General features: G+C 40.0%; 15 protein-coding genes. 7 read left to right on the top strand and 8 right to left on the bottom strand.

Features of this window, described 5'->3' with window-relative positions:
* Positions 1-23 precede the first annotated feature (23 nt).
* The 4 genes from rpmA to OO007_RS03585 all read left to right on the top strand — a co-directional run bounded on the left by rpmA (position 24) and on the right by OO007_RS03585 (position 3,605).
* On the top strand, positions 24-281 hold the full coding sequence (gene rpmA, locus OO007_RS03570) for a 50S ribosomal protein L27 (RefSeq protein ID WP_131904638.1): 258 nt from the start codon (positions 24-26) through the stop codon (positions 279-281).
* A gap of 85 nt (positions 282-366) precedes the next feature.
* A complete protein-coding gene (gene cgtA, locus OO007_RS03575) occupies positions 367-1,413 on the top strand; it encodes an Obg family GTPase CgtA (RefSeq protein WP_131904639.1) in 1,047 nt (348 codons plus the stop codon).
* Complete coding sequence (gene proB / locus OO007_RS03580; protein WP_325807776.1) at positions 1,400-2,524, top strand: glutamate 5-kinase; 1,125 nt, start codon at positions 1,400-1,402, stop codon at positions 2,522-2,524. The genes cgtA and proB overlap by 14 nt, the downstream gene beginning before the upstream one ends.
* 268 nt (positions 2,525-2,792) lie before the next feature.
* A complete protein-coding gene (locus OO007_RS03585) occupies positions 2,793-3,605 on the top strand; it encodes a hypothetical protein (protein WP_325807777.1) in 813 nt (270 codons plus the stop codon).
* A 94-nt stretch (positions 3,606-3,699) separates the two neighbouring features.
* On the opposite strand, the gene OO007_RS03590 is transcribed toward OO007_RS03585, so the two are convergent.
* Positions 3,700-4,356 carry a precorrin-8X methylmutase gene (locus tag OO007_RS03590; protein ID WP_131904642.1) on the bottom strand — a complete coding sequence of 219 codons (657 nt, stop codon included), beginning with the start codon at positions 4,354-4,356 and terminating at the stop codon, positions 3,700-3,702.
* Positions 4,357-4,528: 172 nt separating this feature from the next.
* On the opposite strand from OO007_RS03590, the gene OO007_RS03595 reads away from it, so the two are divergent.
* The 3 genes from OO007_RS03595 (at position 4,529) to OO007_RS03605 (ending at position 7,413) form a co-directional block, all read left to right on the top strand.
* Positions 4,529-5,416, top strand: coding sequence for a phosphoribosylaminoimidazolesuccinocarboxamide synthase (locus OO007_RS03595; RefSeq protein WP_325807778.1), 888 nt, complete (start codon positions 4,529-4,531; stop codon positions 5,414-5,416).
* Positions 5,417-5,499: 83 nt separating this feature from the next.
* Complete coding sequence (gspC, locus tag OO007_RS03600) at positions 5,500-6,405, top strand: type II secretion system protein GspC (RefSeq protein WP_325807779.1); 906 nt, start codon at positions 5,500-5,502, stop codon at positions 6,403-6,405.
* 105 nt (positions 6,406-6,510) lie between these two features.
* Positions 6,511-7,413 (top strand): FAD:protein FMN transferase, encoded by a 903-nt coding sequence (locus OO007_RS03605; protein ID WP_325807780.1) that lies wholly within the window; start codon positions 6,511-6,513, stop codon positions 7,411-7,413.
* 40 nt (positions 7,414-7,453) lie between these two features.
* On the opposite strand, the gene OO007_RS03610 is transcribed toward OO007_RS03605, so the two are convergent.
* The 7 genes from OO007_RS03610 to OO007_RS03640 form a co-directional block, all read right to left on the bottom strand.
* On the bottom strand, positions 7,454-8,041 hold the full coding sequence (locus tag OO007_RS03610; protein WP_131904646.1) for a class I SAM-dependent methyltransferase: 588 nt from the start codon (positions 8,039-8,041) through the stop codon (positions 7,454-7,456).
* Between the two features lie 72 nt (positions 8,042-8,113).
* Complete coding sequence (locus OO007_RS03615; RefSeq protein WP_325807781.1) at positions 8,114-8,488, bottom strand: SirB2 family protein; 375 nt, start codon at positions 8,486-8,488, stop codon at positions 8,114-8,116.
* A 55-nt stretch (positions 8,489-8,543) separates the two neighbouring features.
* A complete protein-coding gene (locus tag OO007_RS03620; protein ID WP_325807782.1) occupies positions 8,544-9,680 on the bottom strand; it encodes a 5-(carboxyamino)imidazole ribonucleotide synthase in 1,137 nt (378 codons plus the stop codon).
* Complete coding sequence (gene purE, locus OO007_RS03625; protein ID WP_131904649.1) at positions 9,680-10,177, bottom strand: 5-(carboxyamino)imidazole ribonucleotide mutase; 498 nt, start codon at positions 10,175-10,177, stop codon at positions 9,680-9,682. Before purE ends, OO007_RS03620 begins: the two co-directional genes overlap by 1 nt.
* Positions 10,178-10,274: 97 nt before the next feature.
* Positions 10,275-12,533 carry a hypothetical protein gene (locus OO007_RS03630; protein WP_325807783.1) on the bottom strand — a complete coding sequence of 753 codons (2,259 nt, stop codon included), beginning with the start codon at positions 12,531-12,533 and terminating at the stop codon, positions 10,275-10,277.
* Between the two features lie 210 nt (positions 12,534-12,743).
* Positions 12,744-14,327 (bottom strand): AmpG family muropeptide MFS transporter, encoded by a 1,584-nt coding sequence (locus OO007_RS03635; RefSeq protein WP_325807784.1) that lies wholly within the window; start codon positions 14,325-14,327, stop codon positions 12,744-12,746.
* Between the two features lie 98 nt (positions 14,328-14,425).
* On the bottom strand, positions 14,426-14,776 hold the full coding sequence (locus OO007_RS03640) for an MGMT family protein (RefSeq protein WP_325807785.1): 351 nt from the start codon (positions 14,774-14,776) through the stop codon (positions 14,426-14,428).
* Between the last annotated feature and the right edge of the window lie 76 nt (positions 14,777-14,852).

Consider the following 14,852-nt stretch of genomic DNA (forward strand, 5'->3'; position numbering starts at 1 on the left):
GTTGAATTACAGAGGTTAACAAAATGGCTCATAAAAAAGCAGCGGGTAGTACACGAAACGGTCGTGATTCTAATTCAAATCGCCTAGGTGTTAAGCGCTTTGGTGGCCAGGCAGTTTCTGCTGGAAGCATTATCGTTCGTCAACGTGGAACTCACTTTCACCCAGGCACAAACGTAGGTTGTGGCAAAGACCACACTTTATTTGCAAAAACTGACGGCGTTGTAGTTTTTGAAGTAAAAGGCCCGAAAAACAGAAAGTTCGTAAGTATTCAAGCGGCATAAGCTACTTACAGCTTTAATAAAAAGCCCCGCTTGTCGGGGTTTTTTATTGCCTGTTATTTTTATTAGATTCAGATAAACTCAAACCATGAAATTTGTAGATGAAGTTGTAATTATTGTTAAAGCCGGTGACGGAGGAAATGGTTGCGTCAGTTTTCGTCGTGAAAAATACATTGAGTATGGTGGCCCCGATGGTGGCGACGGCGGTGATGGTGGTAGCGTTTATCTACAAGCCAATAAAGGACTAAATACACTAGCTGATTTCAGACACGTGCGTTTCTATGAAGCCGGTCGTGGAGAAAATGGTGCGAGTCGCAATATGACTGGCGCTAAAGGTGAAGATAAAATCGTTCAGGTTCCTATTGGAACAATGATTTATGTTGAGGAAACTGGCGAACTCATTGGCGATTTGACCAAAGACGAAGAAATGATCAAAGTTGTTCAAGGTGGTTTTCATGGCTTGGGCAATCTGCGTTATAAAAGCTCAGTCAATAGAGCACCTCGCCAATCTAAACCAGGTTCTGAAGGCGAAACCCGTTCACTTAGATTAGAAATGAAAGTACTTGCTGATGTTGGTCTTCTTGGCCTTCCTAATGCGGGTAAATCAACCTTGATTAGCACTGTCTCTTCAGCAAGACCAAAAGTCGCAAACTATCCTTTTACTACCCTCTATCCAAACCTAGGTGTAGTTAAAGTTGATGCATATCAAAGCTTTGTTATTGCCGATATACCCGGATTGATTGAAGGTGCTGCTGAAGGCGCAGGCTTAGGCATTCAATTTTTAAAACACTTATCCAGAACGAGCCTGCTCCTTCATTTAGTTGATGTTGCTCCAATGGATGAGAGAGAAGACCCTGTTGAATCAATTCGGGTTATTGAAAACGAATTACAAAAATTCAGCAGTGAATTAGAAGAACGTGAACGCTGGTTAGTGCTCAATAAAGTCGACCTGCTTCCACCCGATGAGCAACAACAGCATTGTGATGACATTGTGAAACGTCTCGACTGGAAAGGTAAAGTGTTTATGATTTCGGCGGCTACTGGCCTGAATACTAAAGCGTTAACAAACCAGATTATGCAATCACTCGATGACAAAGCTTACTTAGAAACTCAAAATAAAAATGAGCAGGATTAAATATACGCAAAAGGCAAAGCGCTGGGTTATCAAGATTGGAAGTGCGCTTTTAACCAAAGATGGTAAAGGCTTAGATTACGATGCCATAAACAACTGGACCAAAGAAATGGTTCAGTTACGCCAACAAGGTATTGAAATAATTTTAGTATCATCAGGTTCTGTTGCTGAAGGCATGAGTCGCATGGGGTGGACTAAACGACCAACAGAACTGGCTGAACTTCAAGCTGCTGCTGCAATTGGACAAACAGGACTAATTGAGGCTTATGAAACTCAATTCAAAAAACACCATATCCAAGCCGCTCAAATATTATTAACTCATGATGATGTTAGTAATCGAAAACGTTATCTCAATGCGAGAAACACCTTACGCGCCTTATTAAAATTCAAAGCCTTACCCATCATTAATGAAAACGATACGGTTGCCTTGGAAGAAATGCGATTGGGCGATAACGATACCCTAGCAGCATTAGTGGCAAATATAACTGAAGCTGAATTACTGGTAATTCTTACTGACCAACAAGGTCTTTTTGATAAAGACCCTCGGCATAACAGTGACGCAAAGCTAATTACCGAAGAAAGAGCAGGCAATAAAAAATTACACGAGTATGTGGGTGAAATTAAAACATCACTCGGTAGCGGTGGCATGTCAACCAAGCTAACAGCTGCTCAAAGAGCCGCCCGTTCGGGTTGTGCGACTATTATTGCATCAGGTAGAGAAGAAAAAGTTTTGGGACGAATTGCCAACGGAGAAATCATTGGCACATTATTAACACCCGATGATTCTCATTTCTCAGCAAAAAAACAATGGATTGCGGGACAGGTACAGGCAAGTGGTGCTGTATATCTTGACGCCGGCGCGAGTAAAGCAATTCAAACTCAGGGCACAAGTCTATTACCAATTGGCGTTATTAAGTCTGAAGGTCATTTTAAACGTGGAGACGTGGTTGATTGTAAAAATCAGAGCGATCAGGTTATTGCCCGTGGATTAATCAACTATTCAGACAAGGAAGTATCCCTTCTAGCCCAGAAACCTAGCAATAAAATTGGTAGTATCTTGGGATATACAGGTGAATCAGAACTGATTCATCGTGATAACTTAGTCGTTTTATAATCTATTAATCTCGGCTTTAGTATTAACTACGCTAAACCACCCCCCTACTTATAAGCCTTTTTTTACTATTTCTTATATCATTGATCACCGATAAAGCAGCTTTATCCTCCCTGCAAAACCGTTTAACGTCTATTTCTCATGAATTATCCCGCTAAGACGCGCGCTTATCGGAGTTTCATTGAACACTAGAGTACAAAAGCGTTAAAGTTTAACCAATGAAGTAGAGCTAGGGCTCTATCTAAAATATAAAAATTATAAGGTTACAGTCATGATTTTAGTCGGATCACTCATTTTTGCGTTTCTCATCACCCTTTTCTTGGTTAGCAAGATAGCGAGTATGCTACATGCAAAGAAGCCAGATATGGGTAGAATTTTCTTAGCTTCCATTGTTGGTAGCATTGCAGCTGCAATTACCTTAATTCCTTTAGGAATATTTTTGGGCGGTATAGACCCAAACATCATGTTGATTTTATCAATTGCGATAGTGTTTATCGTTTCTAGCATGGCTTTCAAATACATCAATGTAATGACCTGGAGTGGCGCAATAACAACGAATATTGCCAATATCGTATTAAGCTTAGTCGCGTTAACAGCTTCAGTTGTTTTGAATGGTGAATCCATTGATGAGACCCTTTCAAAAATTAGTGGTGTCGCCAAAGAAAATGCGAATATGGTTCAGAGCGTCGCTAAAGGTGATTTAGACGCAGTGATGTCAAAAGACACTAGTATGGAACAGGAAAGCAATGAACAAGCAGCCATGGATGAAGAAGTTGCTTTAGATGATGATATAGAGCCTACATTTAAAGAAAGTGACTTACTTCCAGCTGGAACGATTAAAGAACTGAAAGCTAAAGAAAAGAAAGTATATATTGAGCCAAAGTTTAGAGTGGTAAGCATTTCAAGCATCAACTCTGCCGTCGGTAAAAATATTAGAATTTTAAACAGTAATGACGCTAGCATTACAGGCTTACTAAGAAGAGTAAGTGGAAACAATGCTGTTATTGAACAACATATTGGTGGTGGTATAGCTACAACCCCTATATCTTTAGCTAAAATTCGTAAGCTAGAAGTTTATAGATAATTTATCAGAAGTTTATAGTTAAATAATTTGGAAATTCCCATAAAAAAAGCCCGCTAAACCGGGCTTTTTTTATGGGAATTTCCTGGCTTAAATTTCAACCATCGTCTGTTTCTTTTCTTATCTTTAATAATGTATTAATTGCCGCTGAGGCAACATCACTACCTCCCTGAGACCCTAAAACTGTAATACAGGGAATATCGAGTTGCTCATGGTTATCCCATAAATAATTTTTGGACTCTACCGCTCCTGTAAATCCAGAAGGCGTAGCAATAATTAGACTTGGCTTTTTAAAGTTATCTTCGTCTTTTAACTCTTCTAAAACCTCTAACAAACGATAAAGAGCAGTAGCTTCTTTACCTATTACAATTATGCTATCAGAGAGATAAGGTTTCCAGAGATCGACCGCTTCCATACTACGTGTATGTTTATTCGACTTTGCCTGTGAGATCACACTGGCTTTGTTTATCAGGCAAATAGGTTCATCTTTTAGATATTTTTGCTTCATCGCACAAGCGACATTATCCGTATCACAAAGAAGATCAAAATCTTCTTTCAGTGCTTCTAAAGCAATATCAATCGCATCTTTGCTGAATCTGATATTTTCAAGAAGAGATACATCCCCTGCCGCTGCAATCATTTGCAGTGCAACTGCTTTCTCATTATTATTAAAGTGGGATAATTCAGCGCTTTCTTGAATAGTTTTTAGTGAACGCTTTTGTATGTTTCTAGGGTTTTTTTCATATTTAATCATAAACAGACATCGTCATATATATGACTGTCCTAAGTGAATTGCTAGAGATTATAGAAGAACTTTAGAAAAAAGGAGAAAAATAAGAGTTTATTTTCAAGCATTACATAGCGCTTGTGGTTTTGGTTAGATAAAATACTGTGATTAATTATCCAGCTATTTCTGAAGTGAAGCGATGTCAACTCCTGTATTTGAAACCAATCTAGAGCACTTACCTTTAATTACTCGCGGTAAAGTGCGCGATATTTATGACGTAGATGATAATCACATGCTGATAATCACGACGGATAGACTGTCTGCATTTGATGTTGTGCTTCCCCAGCCTATTCCAAATAAAGGAATTGTTTTGACCCAGGTTTCAAACTTCTGGTTCGATAAGTTATCGCACATAGTGCCTAATCACTTTAGTGATCTCACTCTTAATGATTTGAAACTCACCAAATCTGAACGAGAAATGCTCGAAGGCAGAAGTGTTATCGTTAAGAAACTAAAACCTTTACCCGTAGAAGCAATCGTGCGTGGATATATCATCGGTTCTGGCTGGAAAGATTATCAGGAAACAGGAAAAGTCTGTGGAATAGACTTACCTGAAGGCTTAAAACAAGCAGAAAAGTTACCCGAAGTAATCTTCACCCCTTCCACAAAAGCTGAAGTGGGTGGTCATGACGTCAATATCACGTTTAAACAAATGCATGCTCAAATCGGTGGGTTTCTAGCGGAAGAGGTTCGCCGCATTAGTATCCAACTTTATACAGAAGCATCTGAATTTGCTTTATCTAAAGGGATTATCATTGCTGACACCAAATTTGAGTTCGGGCTTGATGATCATGGCAGATTGATATTAATCGATGAAATTCTGTCACCCGATTCATCTCGATTTTGGCCAGCAGACCAGTACTCAGAAGGCACTAGCCCGCCATCGTTCGACAAGCAATTTATTAGAGATTATCTAGAAACTCTAGACTGGGATAAAACACCACCTGGACCACATTTACCCGCAGAGATTTTAGAAAAGAGCGCTAAAAAATATCAGGAAGTTGCCGACTTATTATTACAATCTTAGAACCAAAAACTAAGTAGGGAGTCCAAGCTACATTCCGGTCTCCTTCTATAGTATTATGGCGACAAATTAATTAGAGCAGTATAATGAGCGCAACCATACAAACAAAAACAAAACTTCCCGGCTTTATAAGCCTGCTACTCGTTATAGCCTTAGGTTTTTCTCTAGCTAAGTTAATGTGGTTAGTGTTGACGCCAGCCCCAAAAATAGGCACTTTTACATCTAGTGACACTGGTAACCTGATTACACCTCAGACTCAGATTAATTACGGTAAACGCATTGCAGACCAGCATATTTTTGGTGAAGTTAAAGTTAAACCAGTAGCAGCCCCAGTCACTAAACAAACAACAACTAAAAAGGCCGTTGTTGCCCCTACTAAATTAAATTTAAAACTTCATGGCATCGTTGCCTATAAGTCTAAAGAAGGTTTTGCGCTAATCTCAGCCGCTAATGGACCTCAAAAAGTCTATGGCAAAGGCGAAAAAATACAGGAGGGCGTTACTGTCAGTGATATCTTCCCAGAAAAAGTCGTATTAGATAACCGCGGGAAAACAGAAGAACTATTACTACCGGTTAATAAAGCGTCAACCAAATCAAGAAGACAAACCAGCAGCGTTCCTTTACCTGGTAGCGAAACCCAAAAAAAACCTAAGCGCTCTCCTATAGCTGCCCCAAATTCAACACCACCTGACCTTACTCAATTAAGGCAGGATATAATTACTAATCCAACAAAACTGATGGATATAGTGAGACCGTCTCCTGCAATTGTAGATGGTCAGTTTATTGGGTTTCGTATTAGACCCGGCAAACAACGAAAAATGTTTAATCAGCTGAACTTCCGTTCAAACGATATCATCACTGAAGTAAATGGTATTGTGTTAGATGACCAAAACAAGGGTGCAATGGTTTTAAATGAATTATCACAAGCATCAAGCATTTCTGTAAAAGTAAAACGTGGCTCACAAGAAATATTAATCGATCACGCATTCTAAATTAAAACGATGTCCCGCTTTATATCTCTCTGTTTGTTATTAGTATTATTGGTTTCATGTTCTGATAATAACGCTCCCAGAAAAGTCGTTTTACAAGGTAAAACCATGGGGACGAGTTATCATATAACTCTGATAACCACACAAAAAAATCAAGATAAGCAATCTGCTTTACAATTGGATATTGATAACCTGTTAAAAGACATCAACCACAAGATGTCGACGTATCAATCCGACTCCGAAATCAGTCAATTTAATGCAACCCCTTCATTAGAGTGGATACCCATATCGCAAGATTTTTATAATGTGGTTGATAGTGCGTTATTAATTTCAAACTTATCTGGAGGCTATTTCGATATAACAATTTCACCTTTGGTAAATCTATGGGGATTTGGCCCTAAAATAAAAATTAATACGCCTAAGAATGACGATATTAAAGAAGCAATGTCACACATAGGCTACCAAAAACTGGGCACTCAAAAGGAAACCAACTCGCTTAAAAAAACAGACCCACTGCTCACTATAGATTTATCATCAATCGCCAAAGGCTATGCAGTAGATAAAGTAAGTGACTACTTAAGCAGTAAATCCATTGCTAATCATTTAGTGGAAATCGGAGGCGAGGTTAAAGCGAAAGGTAAAAACCTGTCCAATAAGAAATGGCGAATTGCCATAGAGAATCCGGACGCGGATTCAAGAGCGGTCAATAGTTTACTTGAATTAGACAATACTGCTGTAGCCACATCCGGCGACTACCGAAACTATTATGTTGAAAATAATGAAAGACAATCACACATTATTGATCCTAAAACAGGTTACCCGATAAAGCATAAACTGGCGTCAGTCACAGTCGTAAATCCGTCTACAATGCTTGCAGATGCCTGGGCAACCACTCTAATGGTATTAGGTGAAGCAAAAGGAAAAGAACTAGTAATAGAACAAGGCCTGAGCGTTCAAATGATTATTAGAAACGGTAATGGGTTTACAACCTGGAAAAATAAAATGCCCTAAAGTAGGGGGGTGCCTTTTCTTCCTTTTAGATTAAGATTTTTCATTTTTTAGCCAAATGAATGGTATACGCTTTACCCTGTTTTACCTTTTTATAGTTACCAAAAATCTCTTTCAGATTTCTTTTCATATACTGGCGTAAACCATTAACTGTAACCAGATATAAACTTCCGTCTTTTTCTAAATGATGATAAGCGTCATGCAACATCAAAGACATCATCTCTTTTCCAACTTTAGCCGGTACATTAGAAGCAATAACATTGAATCGCTTTGACCTTTCAATGTGTTGAAAGCCATTACTAAGCTGCGCCGTAGCATTGGATAACTTATTCAACGCAGCGTTTTTATTCGCATATTCAACAGCCATGAAATCTTTATCAACCAATACTGTTTCACCATTAGGGGCAAGTTTTGCCATTGTTAAACCTATCGGTCCGTAACCACAACCTAGATCAAAACAATTGTCATCCGAATTAATCTTAATGTAATTCATCAACAATTTAGTACCATCATCCAATTCTCGTGGAGAGAAAATACCCCAGGTACTTTTGTAATTTAATGTGGTGTCACAAAGTGTGCCGCTAAATGAAATATCTTTACGATACTCATCTAATTGTTTTTTATCTAACATGATTTCTTAGTCTTATGATTATTGCTTAAAAAGCAGAAAATATTTAATGAGGAGTTTTGTGTTTATAGATGCTCAGAACAAAGGAGCGAGTTTATGCGTAGCGATAAGGAAAGCGTAAATAAAAGCAACCAGTCCTAATAGCCACAACCCACTAGCTACAGCTTTTGATAGGCCTTTCTTAAGTGCGATTGTGCCAAACGCAACAAATAACAATAAACTGATAATTTTAGTTAATATAAAACCATCTGCAAAAGAAAGATTTTGTGCAAAGCCAATATAAACGCCTAGACCAAAAAGCAATAAGGTAAAAATCGAAGCGATAGATAACACTGTTGCTGAATTAGTCTTAGGTGAATTTGCAAGCATCAAAGCACCACGAACGATATAGATTATCAATACGGCAATAGCGATGCCAGAATGCGCTTTTATTAATAGCGATAAATCCATAGCTACTCCTTAACTCGACGTTTACATTTAATAGAGAATAAACAACTCTATTAAATTAAGCCGGCAGTTGATTAAAGATCTTATCGGCTTGCTGTTGAGCACTCGTTAAGTCATCTGCAAGTGTGCAGTAATGTCCCATCTTTCGACCTGCTCGGGCTTCTTTTTTTCCGTAAAGATGTAACTTGGTTGATGGGTTTTCAAGTAACTTATCCCAATGCGGTTGTGTGTTTGCTCCAGAACCCCAAAGATCGCCAAGCATGTTTGTCATAACCACAGGACTCAACAAACGCGAATCACCAAAGGGTAAACCACATACCATACGTACTTGTTGTTCAAACTGCGAAGTCACACAGGCGTCAAGCGTGAAATGACCGCTATTGTGTGTTCTTGGTGCCATTTCATTGACAAGTAATTCGCCTTTTTTGGTAACGAAGAACTCAACAGCCATTACACCAACATAATCGAGTTTATCAGCCATTCGCTGAGCAGCAGCTTGTGCAGCATTAGCAATATTGTCATCCACTCTGGCAGGAGCCAGTGTTTGATAAAGAATACCATCTCGATGGATATTTTCTGCAACAGGGAAACACTGGGTTTCTCCTTGCTCATTTCTACCGAGGATGACTGAGACTTCACAATCCAGATCAATGCGTTGTTCTAAAACACAGGATACCTGGCCAGTTTCTTTAAATGCGGCTTCTACTTCATCCACACTATTTATTGTTTGTTGACCTTTACCATCATAACCAAAACGCGCTGTTTTCAAGATTGCGGGAAAAGTAATATCCTTAACCGCATCAGCGATATCTGAATTTGTATTGATTACGCCATAAGGAACAGGTAACAACCCGCAAGACAGAATAAATTCTTTTTCAACAATACGATCTTGGGCTTTTTCCACAGCACTAGCCGATGGAAAAACAGGGCAATATTCTGTTAGTTTATTAAGTACTTCAGCGGGAATATTTTCAAATTCTGTGGTTATGACATCACATTGATTGCCAAGCTTTACTAAGGCTTCGGCGTCGTCATAAGCAGCGATAATATGTTCATCAGCGAGTTGACCAGCAGGGCTACCAGTATCCGGCTCAAGTACAACAACCTTGTAGCCGAGATTTCTTGCTGCAATAGTAAACATACGGCCTAATTGGCCACCGCCTAACATACCGAGTGTTGCGCCTGGTAATAACATTATTTTGTCTCTGGTGGGAGTTGCATATTCAAGGCTTTTTGCTTTTGCTTTTCACGGAACTCAGTGAGTTTTTTAGCAATTGACTCATCCGTATTTGCCAGTAAAGAAATAGCAAATAATGCCGCATTAGTCGCACCAGCTTCACCAATAGCAAACGTGGCAACAGGCACTCCAGCAGGCATTTGTACAATAGAATGCAGTGAATCAACACCTTTTAGATAACGTGAAGGAACAGGGACACCAAGAACCGGTATTTCTGTTTTGGCTGCAATCATGCCAGGTAAGTGAGCTGCACCACCCGCGCCTGCAATTATCGCAGTTAAGCCACGTTCTTTAGCTGAACTTGCATATTCAAACAGCAGGTCAGGTGTGCGATGAGCTGACACGACTTTGTATTCATGTGGAATACCAAATGCTTCTAATTGCTCAACAGCTTTGGACATTATATTCCAATCGCTATTGCTACCCATTACAACACCAACAAGGATTTGAGACATTATTACGTTCCTTAAATCTCACGAAACGGCGCATTATAACCGAATAACACTGTTGTTGTACGGTTATTCCATCATTGTTGAAATTGGCATCGCTAACTTAATAAGTTAGCTTTTCGATAACCGTATTTAAGCCAGGACTTGTTTCAATCATCAACCTGATAGGAGGTCCGACATAACGACTGACATCTTCCTCAAATAACTGGTCGAAATTACCAATTTCTGCAATATCTGCCGCTGGCTGTTCCAACAACAATTTTCTTCCACCCCTGCTATCCATCGCATACAAACGAAAGAACTGATTACCTGCACGCGTTGCATTGGTGTAATGCCACAAAAGCGACAGTCTGTTTCTGGCGCCACGTTGTAATGTGATTGGCGGAGAAATAGTTGAATTACCCGTTCTCGCCCAACCCTGAATGCCAGCGCCACTAAGTGGGGAGCCCGCTTGTGCTCTTACAACAGGTGCTGGTTGTCTTGCTGCTTGTCGAGGCGCAGGTTCAAGGAATTTATCCCAGTTATTTTGAGCAGGCGCTTGTCTCTGGACTTGCGGAGGCGGAGCTTGTCTTTGCACTTGTGGCTGAGGAGCAGGGGCACGAGGTGCTTGCTGTCTTTCTACGACAGGAGCAACGTAAGCTTTTCTTGGCGCGACATAAGTCGAACTAGTCCCTAAATAGTCCATTAATGCTAAATACTTAGGTGTAGAAGGCTGATGTAAATGATCAAGCATACTGAAGAAGTTTTTAGGTTCTGGTTCACCAATACCGTAATAATGCAGTATCAATCCGCCACCACCTTGTTGCCAGGCATTTAAGTACTGCTGATATGCCGTTCTCATGCGAGGATCTTTTTGTGCAGTCATAAATAAATTAAGCACTGCAGGATCCTTTACGGTATGTGGTGGGTCAAAACGAATCAAATGCTGTCCAGCTTCATACGCTACTAATTGAAGATTGTATTTATCTGCAAGCGCTTTATTTTGAGCAATCTGAGTACGTAGGAGGCTCATTGCACCACCTTCAGGACTGTTCTTTACCATGCCGCCGTGAAGGATTTCCTGGAACAAGCGAGATTTTCCGCCATCACCATCTCTCGTCCAGCTTTTAACGGTTTCACGGTTCTCTTTACGTGCGATGTAATCGCCAAAGTAAGGGCCAATACCGTAGGCATCAATGTGTCTTCCACAGCCGTTAGCTGCTTTCCATAATGGGCAATCTAAAATTTCTTTACCCACCCAAGGTACTGAATTCAATGAACCAACCGCACAAATTACGCGATTACGTTGACCCCCAAATTCTTTTTTGAAAATCTGACACATTTGAACACTGCGCATTGCATACCAGTTAGCTGCGAGTAATACACGGCGTTTTCCTTGCGGAACTTTTGGATAAGGGAACTTCCACAATTTATCTGCTTTTCGGGCGGCGTAAGTTGCAGCAGGGAAGATGGTATTCCACACTTCATTGGAAAACTCGACGTAGACTTTTTGGTCTTTACGCAATCGATTTTTAACCATACGTGCGTATTGAGCCATGTAATCATCGCTTGCTTTATAAGGGATACTCAACCATGGAGTCGCATTTATCGCATTGGCTAAATCCACCATACGTTCTGCAGGTACACCATTATCACCGGTGTAGTGAGAAGTACCGATAGTTGCACGTTGATTCCACTCTTCTGCCATATTACCTCTTGGGTTTGTCCAAGGCATAAAGCGTAAGGCATGCATTTCTCTGATTCTGGCGATGTAATCAGGATTAAATACCTGACGCTGATAGGTTTTTTCGTAAGCTTTAGGAACAATACGAATATTACGAATATAGTCACCCGTTCTACGTGGGTCAGTTCTGGTAATTTGCAGTTTCAAATTACGTTTTGGCGATAGCAAATCGAATTCGATGTGCCCAGGTCGTTGATAACCCATACGCAAATCACCGGTGATTTTCATCACACCTTCACCATCATAAAGAACCACATAACGGCCAGTAGGGAAATGCTTTGAGAGCTTCCAGGTACTCGTTACACTGGTGAATATAGGAGATTCATTAGGTGCAGGAAGAGACCTTACCCAACCATTGCCATCTAACTGTAATAGATCTTGTTCTTGTGAATTTAACGATTTCTTTTTGGTGCAACCAGGGTCTATAGGGACACCAGCACGCCAGTCGAATTCACATGACGTAAACCAACCGCGAGAGCTCTTAAAGATATCAGTAAAAGGAATAGAAGTGGTCATTTTACCGACACCACCGACATTAATTCCGAGTTTTGGATTAGTGCTGTAGCGAGCGCTACTAGTTTGAGTTAGTCCTATTGTTAATGTAAAAAGAATCATTAACTTAATAAATCGGGATAACATCAATTTCTCTCCTTGAAATAGATTTTGCGTCTGTGACTTTAACGGCTGAGCTTAACGATAAAAAACATATATGGCAAACCGCCACATAGCTGAATTCACTATTCTAACTGACAAGTGGCAAAATCACCTAAACACTTAGTTAATATGATAAAAATACCGTGTAAATGCTGGTTTATAAAAAATGACACCCCCCTACTTTCAGAGGGTTTTTCATGCCTCGCTGTTTTGTTTTAACTCTAACTTTTTACCTGCGATAAAAATTAAGACTAAAACCGGTATTCCCATAATCGCCGTAATCAGGAAAAAGTTAGGGTAACCAACCTCATCCACCATCGAACCTGAATAGCCGCCTAGTATTTTTGGTAATAACGTCATTAACGAACTAAAGATAGCGAACTGCACAGCGGTAAAAGAAATATTCGTCAAACTAGATAAAAAGGCAATAAACGCAGCACTGGCTAATCCAGCGGATAAATTATCAGCCGAGATTACAAGGTAAAGCATAGGCATATTGTAACCTGCCCCTGCCAAAGCCATAAAAAGCAGGTTTGTTAACGCGGAAAGTAACGCACCTAAGAATAGAATTCTCATTACACCAAAACGAACGGATAATAACCCACCTAGAAAACCGCCAACGATCGTCATGAGCAAACCAAAGGTTTTCACCACACTCGCAATTTCAGGTTTTGAAAACCCTAAATCCTGATAGAAAACATTCGAGATTACGCCAAGTACAATATCTGCAATTCGATAAAGACCTATTAACGCAAGAAGAAGAAAAGCGAGCGAGTAACCATAACGTAAAAAGAAATCCTGTACGGGCGCTACATACGTTTCCTTTACCATTGCCTTATTCACGAGTCGCGCTTTAACTAAAACAAAAGCAACAAGTCCAGCGAACGCTATCGCTGTGATCAAGCGAATGAGGGCAACGATGAAATTCGCCAAGTGTTTATTATCAAGCGTTACTTTGAGTGAGCTTTTAAGTTCTTTTGAAATATCACTGCTGAAGTAAAACGTTAAAATAAATGCGATAACAATCGCAATGAATAAGAATAAGAACCTTAAATAATCATCGGCCGAATATTGGGTGGATTTGTCTTTGCTTTGGGCGGGTTCAGGAATAAGTAACGTGGTAATCACACCAACTAACATGACCCCAGCCATGATCATATAGCTGTATTCCCATGCTTGATAATTGTAAGCCCCTTTTTCAGAACCAAAAAAACTGGCAAGGTAGAGCGCACCTGCTCCGGCGACCAACATGCCTATTCTGTAACCTGCGATATAAGTCGAGGACATTAAGGCCTGTAAATCCGTTTCTGCAGATTCAATGCGATAAGCATCGATTACGACATCCTGAGTTGCTGATGAGAACCCCAATAAAACGGCAGCAATGGCCATTAGCGTAAGACTTTCGTCATTACTTGGATCCGTCTGTGACATCCACAAAATAGCTAAAATAATTGCAAACTGTGACAGCAATATCCAGCTTCGTCTGCGACCTAATAGTCTGGTTAGTATCGGTAATGGTAATTTATCTACCAAGGGCGCCCAGACGAATTTAAAGGAATAACCAAGAGCCGCCCAACTGAAGAAAGTAACGGCGGAGCGTTCAACCCCCGCTTCTCGTAACCACAAACCCAAGGAAGAGAAAATCAGCAGAATAGGGATACCTGCAGAAAACCCAAGAAATAACATCGTTAAAACACTTGGATTCAAGAATAATTTTAGTGTGTCTCCCCATGATTCTTTTTTATTAATCGTTTTAGAATCATTGATTGAATCAGACATATTTAGCCCATAGTCGATTTAGTTTGTTGCCAATCATACCTGAAAAGTCACCCCCCTACTTACAAGGCGTTTTTCTTATTTTATTAGCCTAAGTAGTATTAAGTATCGTTGCCAGGTCCCCACAATACTTCATCAAGCGCTCTATTCTTATCTGAGGCAACAGGTACAACTTTACCCTGTTTGATTTTTACGCCCTCTTCTAATAACAAAGCTTGTTGTTTTTTATACGGTTCGCTGCCTTTTTCAAACGCAATGGTACGATCGGATTTTACCACGCGATGCCAGGGAAGCTGTTCTTCTGATCGACTCATCGCACGCGCCACCATTCGAGCGTGTCTGGGATACCCCGCAGCACGAGCGACCTCGCCATAACTCATGACGCGCCCTACCGCTATTTGAGAAACGACTTCCCAGATAGATTTATCGAAAGTTTTTTGAAAAGCAGTCATCTTTATCTAATATTTATACATTTTTATTTAAACAGAAAAAAGTAAAGGTCACCTCTTACTTATAAGCTGTTTTTTT

Source organism: Cocleimonas sp. KMM 6892 (assembly GCF_035798195.1).
GTDB lineage: Bacteria > Pseudomonadota > Gammaproteobacteria > Thiotrichales > Thiotrichaceae > Cocleimonas > Cocleimonas flava.

What these genes read in the sequence shown, in the direction of transcription:
- cgtA (WP_131904639.1), top strand. Translation starts at nt 367, where the DNA reads ATGAAATTTGTAGATGAAGTTGTAATTATTGTTAAAGCCGGTGACGGA.
- OO007_RS03595 (WP_325807778.1), top strand. Translation starts at nt 4,529, where the DNA reads ATGTCAACTCCTGTATTTGAAACCAATCTAGAGCACTTACCTTTAATT.
- OO007_RS03640 (WP_325807785.1), bottom strand. Translation starts at nt 14,776, where the DNA reads ATGACTGCTTTTCAAAAAACTTTCGATAAATCTATCTGGGAAGTCGTT.
- OO007_RS03610 (WP_131904646.1), bottom strand. Translation starts at nt 8,041, where the DNA reads ATGTTAGATAAAAAACAATTAGATGAGTATCGTAAAGATATTTCATTT.
- OO007_RS03590 (WP_131904642.1), bottom strand. Translation starts at nt 4,356, where the DNA reads ATGATTAAATATGAAAAAAACCCTAGAAACATACAAAAGCGTTCACTA.
- rpmA (WP_131904638.1), top strand. Translation starts at nt 24, where the DNA reads ATGGCTCATAAAAAAGCAGCGGGTAGTACACGAAACGGTCGTGATTCT.
- OO007_RS03615 (WP_325807781.1), bottom strand. Translation starts at nt 8,488, where the DNA reads ATGGATTTATCGCTATTAATAAAAGCGCATTCTGGCATCGCTATTGCC.
- purE (WP_131904649.1), bottom strand. Translation starts at nt 10,177, where the DNA reads ATGTCTCAAATCCTTGTTGGTGTTGTAATGGGTAGCAATAGCGATTGG.
- proB (WP_325807776.1), top strand. Translation starts at nt 1,400, where the DNA reads ATGAGCAGGATTAAATATACGCAAAAGGCAAAGCGCTGGGTTATCAAG.
- OO007_RS03635 (WP_325807784.1), bottom strand. Translation starts at nt 14,327, where the DNA reads ATGTCTGATTCAATCAATGATTCTAAAACGATTAATAAAAAAGAATCA.
- gspC (WP_325807779.1), top strand. Translation starts at nt 5,500, where the DNA reads ATGAGCGCAACCATACAAACAAAAACAAAACTTCCCGGCTTTATAAGC.
- OO007_RS03605 (WP_325807780.1), top strand. Translation starts at nt 6,511, where the DNA reads ATGGGGACGAGTTATCATATAACTCTGATAACCACACAAAAAAATCAA.
- OO007_RS03620 (WP_325807782.1), bottom strand. Translation starts at nt 9,680, where the DNA reads ATGTTATTACCAGGCGCAACACTCGGTATGTTAGGCGGTGGCCAATTA.
- OO007_RS03585 (WP_325807777.1), top strand. Translation starts at nt 2,793, where the DNA reads ATGATTTTAGTCGGATCACTCATTTTTGCGTTTCTCATCACCCTTTTC.
- OO007_RS03630 (WP_325807783.1), bottom strand. Translation starts at nt 12,533, where the DNA reads ATGTTATCCCGATTTATTAAGTTAATGATTCTTTTTACATTAACAATA.